Annotated in this window: 4 protein-coding genes; 1 reads left to right on the top strand and 3 read right to left on the bottom strand. The window is 66.3% G+C overall.

Annotation, left to right across the window (positions count from 1 at the left end):
• On the top strand, positions 1-566 hold a 566-nt coding region (locus tag GPA21_RS18965), incomplete at its 5' end, for a hypothetical protein (RefSeq protein WP_168989648.1).
• An 11-nt stretch (positions 567-577) separates the two neighbouring features.
• On the opposite strand, the gene GPA21_RS18970 is transcribed toward GPA21_RS18965, so the two are convergent.
• Genes GPA21_RS18970 through GPA21_RS18980 form a run of 3 tightly spaced genes read right to left on the bottom strand, consistent with a single transcriptional unit; the run spans position 578 to position 5603 of the window.
• Positions 578-1561, bottom strand: coding sequence for a hypothetical protein (locus GPA21_RS18970; RefSeq protein ID WP_168989649.1), 984 nt, complete (start codon positions 1559-1561; stop codon positions 578-580).
• The gene (locus tag GPA21_RS18975) at positions 1558-2616 is read right to left on the bottom strand and encodes an OmpA family protein (protein WP_168989650.1); all 1059 of its coding nucleotides are present in this window, start codon (positions 2614-2616) and stop codon (positions 1558-1560) included. Before GPA21_RS18975 ends, GPA21_RS18970 begins: the two co-directional genes overlap by 4 nt.
• Positions 2617-2669: 53 nt before the next feature.
• Complete coding sequence (locus tag GPA21_RS18980; protein WP_168989651.1) at positions 2670-5603, bottom strand: autotransporter domain-containing protein; 2934 nt, start codon at positions 5601-5603, stop codon at positions 2670-2672.
• Positions 5604-5638 lie beyond the last annotated feature (35 nt).

A 5638-nucleotide genomic window follows, 5' to 3' on the forward strand; every position in this document is an offset into this window, starting at 1 on the left:
ACCTGCTGCAAATCGGGCTCGAATCCGCCGAGCGCATCATGGCCGAGAAGCGTGCGCAAGAGCACCTCGCAGCCGCTCAACCGTGCATCGACCGTCTCGCCCGCGCAGCGGAGGCGTTCGACTATGCATCCGTGTTCGCTCCGGCACTCGGCGACGCGGCCCGCTCGCTCGGCGTGGCGCTCGAACTCCACGATCGAAGCCACGCTGCAGCGTCGGGCCAAGATGCGCGCACACCTTATCGCCTGACGACAGCCTTGCCGATGCTCAGCCTGAGAGAGGCCGAGGCTCCGCAACAGTTGGCGCTCGAGCTTGCGCTTGAGGTGCGTCTCGAAGCAGCACAGAGCGGGGGTGTGCGCTACTACAGCATGCTCCGCTACGCGCCGGCGCTGCCGATACAGAGTCCGCTGACGCCACGCTCGCCCCTTTACGCGCAGTTCGTGCCACAGCGGGCGAGATCGCATCCGGAGTCGGAATGGTGCGGCGTCGATGGCCCAGCGATGCTGGCGCAGGAGATCTCAGTAGCACTGAAGCGAATCGCCGAACAGGTGGCGCGAGACCTGGACTGAGCGTGGAGCCGTCATCGGGGGGGCGGAGCCCGCAGGCCATGCTGGCGCGCGAAATCGGAGGCGCGTTGGTGGATCTGCGCTTCCAGTGCCTGGATGCGCTGCCGGTATTCGGCGCGGCACTCATTGCCTGGGCTGCCATGCGGGCAGGATTCTTCCATGTCTCGTGCGATTGCCTGTACCTGCGCACCCAGCCCCAGTATGTCGATGCCGACGGCCTGCGCTTGGCCGAGAGCGGGAGCGGTGAAAGCGCTCACCAGCGGGTAGCCGGACAGGTCCACGCGGTGCTGGGTGCGTGACAGGTCGGCGAGCTGGATGCTCAGATAGCGCAGGGCGTGCTCCGTGGGCGGAAACACGTAATGGGCGTGGCGCACCACGCGATTGCTGCGGCTTATCCGGTCCTTCATCACGCCAACGCCCGGCCCGAGAAACGGCATCTGGGTGGCGACAGTGGCGTGGCCAGGGTCGAACCAGAAGCTGGCCTTCACGCCCTCCTGCATGTAACCGTCGAGTCGGGCCAGGTGGCGCACCGCGGCCGGTGCCGGTGGAAAGTCCGCGGCGCGGGCGGTGGAAGCCGAAGCGAAGAAGCGCTCGGCCTCCACCTGAGCCGCCCATGCCGAGAAGCCCGGAACGATGTCGCCTCCCATTGGCAGGCAACCGTCGCCGAATTCGGGGTGGCGGCCGCAGGCCATGAGTTCGCTTTCGCGGATGATTGCGTGGTGGATCTGCAGGCCCGGAATGTCCTGCATGCCGAGTGCCCACAGGGTGACATGCGGATTGTCGAGCACCATCGAGCCGTCGCGGGAATTGACGAACACGGTGATCGGCCCAGCAGCGCGGTCGCTCTGGAAACCAACGTCCAGCCGAAGATCAAAGGCGAAACGACCACTCTGACCAGATGGCGGGTTGGGCGCAAACCGGCTGTCGGCGTCGAACGCTGATGCGTCCGGCACGATGAGGGCAAGTGCCCAGCCCGTGGCGACGACCCGCCAGTTCATCTTTGCACCAGCTCCACACGCCGGTTCTTGCTGCGACCCTCTTCGGTGTCGTTGCTCGCAATCGGTGCGAGCGGACCGACGCCAGCAGGCACGATTCGGGTGCGCTGAACGCCGTGTCGGCTGACCAGCGCATCGACCACCGCGGCGGCCCGTGCGCGCGACAGCTCCATGTTGGCCTCGTAGCTGCCGACGTTGTCGGTGTGCCCGACGACATAGACTGACACGGCGGGGTGCTCGGAGAGCAGCCTGGCCATCTCGGTCAGCGCCGGATCGGATTCCGGCGTCAGCGTCGCCCGCCCGAAGTCGAAGTAGATGTTGTCCAGGGCCACCTTGCCGGTCTGGGAGATGCTCTCGGCCATCGCTGCCGCATCTATCATGCGCTGCTCCATCGCCGCGATATCGACCACTTCGAGCAGGATGATCGGACGCAGGTGGGTGTCCGCAATGGCAGTGAAGTTGTTGCGCGCAATGTACAGACCTACCCAGGTCGTGCCGTCGGCATTGCGTGCGGCCAGATAGTGGTCGTCGTGCATGCCGGTGAAGGCGTAGCGCGTCTTGTCGCCGGCGTTGGCAAGCTGCCGGTCGCGCGTCCACAGGATATTGCGTGCGATGTTGCTGTTGCTGCCGCATTCGCGTCCGGAACAGGCGAAGAGCGTCTCGAATCCGCGTTCGGCCAGTGCGGTCTGGTAGTTGCGGAACACCTCGAGCGTGCTCCGTTCCTGCGGGGCGACGTAGAGCAGTCGGGTTCGCGCACCTTCGACCACCTGCTCGGTCTCGCCCTGCCATTGCCCGTCGCGACGTACCGCGGGGCCGGTGGGCAACGCAAAGCGGTCGAAGGCCTTGGTCTCATGCCCAAGAATCCACGCGTCCTCGTAGCGCGGGATGAGTTCGTGATCGCTCGCTCCCGCCACGTCGCTTTGGGCCAGCGTGGCAACAGGCGTGGTGAGTACCAGCAGCGCGATCAGCGCGAGGGCGTAGCGCATCGCCCGGCAAACCGGACCGGTCTGCAGGCCGGAGCGGCCCTCTACGGTAGAGTGGGAAGGAGTCGGGTTCATGGTTTCAAGCCTCTCAGGAAGGGGGACGATGCCCTTGGTCGGGTTTCGTACAATCAGAATCTCATCGACAGGGCGGCTCGCAAGGCATGATCTCTATGCCCGGAACCCAGCTGGCTGCTGTAGAAGACGCCCAAGTCCGCGGCAGGGGTCACGCGCGCATGGATGCCCAGGTCGAGCAGTGCCACATTCCGCGCAATCGGCGTGCCCGCCACGACAAAGTCGGCGCCACCGGCAAAGCGGTGCGTGGCCTTCGGCGTTTTGCCGATCATATGGCGCGCACCCAGCATCGCGTTCAGGTGAACACGGTCGTTCCACGGTGACGCGGCACGCACCGCGGCGGTCACGAATCTCGCGTCGCTTGAGCGCTGCTTGCCCTTCAGGGCTGCAGCATCGCCGGATTCCGCATAGCGGCCGCCTGTCACACGCACATGTGCCAGGCCCAGCAAGGGTTCGAGCCTGACGCCTCCGGCGTCGAGCGCCCACGACACCTCACCGAAGGTCTGCAGGCTGCGCACGTCGTAGTCGGCCAAGGTGCGTGAATCGAACTCGCCGAAGGCCACGTGTCGCGTCACGTCCAGGCGGTGCCAGCCATGGACGACCCCACCCCGCAGTGCGATGCCGTTAGCTAGCTCGGCCCCTGCGTACGCGCCGAGATGCCAGTTCTCGCTATCTGCGCGTGAGTCCCGCGCGCGGGTAAGGTAAGAGGCATCGGTGTAGCCGCCGACGAGGCCGGCACGAACGCCGGACTCGCCCAACTCGCCATCGAAGCCGAGCACCACGCCGTTCACGTCACGGGACAGACGTGCGGCATTGCCGTCTCCGCGCCACTTTCCCTCACTGCCCAGCACCTGCACCCATGCGCCTCGCCCATCAGCCGAGTCGCTGTCTGCGAGCCTGCGCAGCGTCGCCTCGCGCGGAAAGCGACTGTCTTCGAGCAGGGCGGTGGCGAGCGATGCATGCACCTCGCCGGAAATCGCGTCGAAGGCATGGCGGGCCTGCGCGGGATCGGCCAGCAGCGTAATGGCGCCGAACACCGGACCGGCACCTACCGACTGAATGCCCCTTGCGGCGGCGCGCTGGTTGCGTGTCAGGGCAAGCTCGTCGAAATCGGTGATCTGCGTGATGACCAGGAACACGTTGTTCGCGTCATAGGACAGTTGCGGCGTGACGAACAGGCTGCCGGCCTCTAAAGTCGCGCCATCGAAGCCGGCCCCCAGCAAGCCGCCGTCGGCAATGAGAATGGTGTAGGCGGTGCCCACGGCAAAGTCGGGGAAGGGGATCACTTGCACCGTGCCCCCATTCAGGGTCGCTGTCCCGGTGACATGGATGCGATCGCTGTCGCCCGCGGCGTTGATCTCGACCGCATACACCGAGCCTGGGGCGAAGATCACGTCACCGGCCACGTTGATGGTGCCGATCGAGTTGCCGGGCGCGACCGTACCACCGCCATTCACGTTCAGGGCGCCAACCGTGCCGTTGCCAGCCAGTGTGCCGAGATTGCCTACCGTGACCGCGCTGTTCAGGGTCGAGTTGACCACCAGTCGCCCGGTTTCGATCTGGACTGCGCCGTTGAACAGGCTGCCGTCGCCGGTGTAGCGGGTCGTGCCGGCGAGCACCTGGATCAGGCCGCTGCCACTCAGCGTCGCGTCCAGCTGGTAGTTGGAGTCGCCATGCACCAGGCGAAGGGTGCTGTCGCCGTCGCCGAACTCGACGGACCCGACTTCGAGCACGCCAGGCGGCGTGCTGGCGAGTGCGCCGATCACCAGCAGGCCTGTCGACCCGGGGAGCTCGGCAAGAATGAGCCGGCCACTGCCGTCGCCGACGTTGAGTCGCGCGCCCTGATTGATCCAGAGCTCGCCGACGCCTTCCACGCCCACGACCATCTCGGAATCGCTGGTGAGCAGCGCGGTGCCGGCACCGGACAGGCGGACCTCGCCCTGGCTGCCGGCGCTTTCGCCGATGCGCATGCTGCCGTCGACGCCCAGGATCCTGCCGCGACCGGCCAGGAGCGTGCCCTGGCCTTCATCGCCCACGGTGAGATTGCCGTTCACGATCCATGTGATGGCGGGGGCGATCGTCTCGTCCAGGGCCGTCAGCACCACCGTGCCGCCTGACCCTGCTCGCGCGGCGATGCGCACGTTGCCGTTGTTCACCATGGCTCCGCGACCGATCTCGAGCTCGCCTGTGCCGCTGCCACCGATCTCGAGTTCGCCACTGTTGTTCCAGACTGAGCCTGGGTTGCCTTCGCCGGCGTCGACAAGTACGTGACCGTCACCGGTCGCGCCCCAGCCCAGGTAGGCGCCATTGCTTCGGAGTACACCGCCGTCCAGGATCTCGATGCGCCCGGTACCGGAGAGGCCGACATCGAGCGTTCGGTCGACCGTCAGCTCGCTCGCGATGTCGGCAAGGAGGTCTCGACCCGCGATTCGCAGCGTGCCGTGACCGCGTCCGGCGAGATCCAGTTGCCCCAAAGTGAGGTCGCGTGTCACCTCGACGCTGCCGCCGTCGAGGATCTCCAGCAGCCCGGTGCCCTCCGAGCCGAGCACCAGATCCAGGGTGCGCCAGAAGGCTTCGTATCCGTCCACCCGAACCAGACCTTCCGACCCCGCATTGAGCCCGATCACCGCCCGGTCAACGGTCACGAGATTTCGCAAACCTGAACGCAGTTCGAGCCTGCCGATGTTGTCCGCGCCGATCGTCAGGGTGTCCGACTGTGCGTTCGGACCGAAGACCGCACCGGAGATCATGGGTCCGCTGGCCGCCCCGGCATCGACCGTGACCGAATCGGCGATTGTCGGCACGCTGCCGGTGTTCCAGTTCGCGCCATCGAACCAGTCGCCGAATCCAGCGCCGGTCCATTCCTGTGCCGCTGCCTGCTGCGGCTGCAAGCCGGTATATCCCAGCGCCAGTGCAAGTGCCGACATCGTGACGACATGATTCAAGGTCGCGCGACGCTCATGGCGTCGCTGTCCGTGTTTCTTTCCCATCTGCCCCTGCTCCTGTGGACTGAAACGCCCTGGTG

Origin of the sequence: Azoarcus taiwanensis (assembly GCF_012910885.1) — a bacterium.
In the GTDB taxonomy this organism is placed as follows: Bacteria; Pseudomonadota; Gammaproteobacteria; order Burkholderiales; family Rhodocyclaceae; genus Azoarcus_F; species Azoarcus_F taiwanensis.

Bases quoted from the DNA above. Each gene is read 5' to 3' on its own strand.
- GPA21_RS18975 (WP_168989650.1), bottom strand. From the start codon at position 2,616: ATGAACCCGACTCCTTCCCACTCTACCGTAGAGGGCCGCTCCGGCCTG.
- GPA21_RS18970 (WP_168989649.1), bottom strand. From the start codon at position 1,561: ATGAACTGGCGGGTCGTCGCCACGGGCTGGGCACTTGCCCTCATCGTG.
- GPA21_RS18980 (WP_168989651.1), bottom strand. From the start codon at position 5,603: ATGGGAAAGAAACACGGACAGCGACGCCATGAGCGTCGCGCGACCTTG.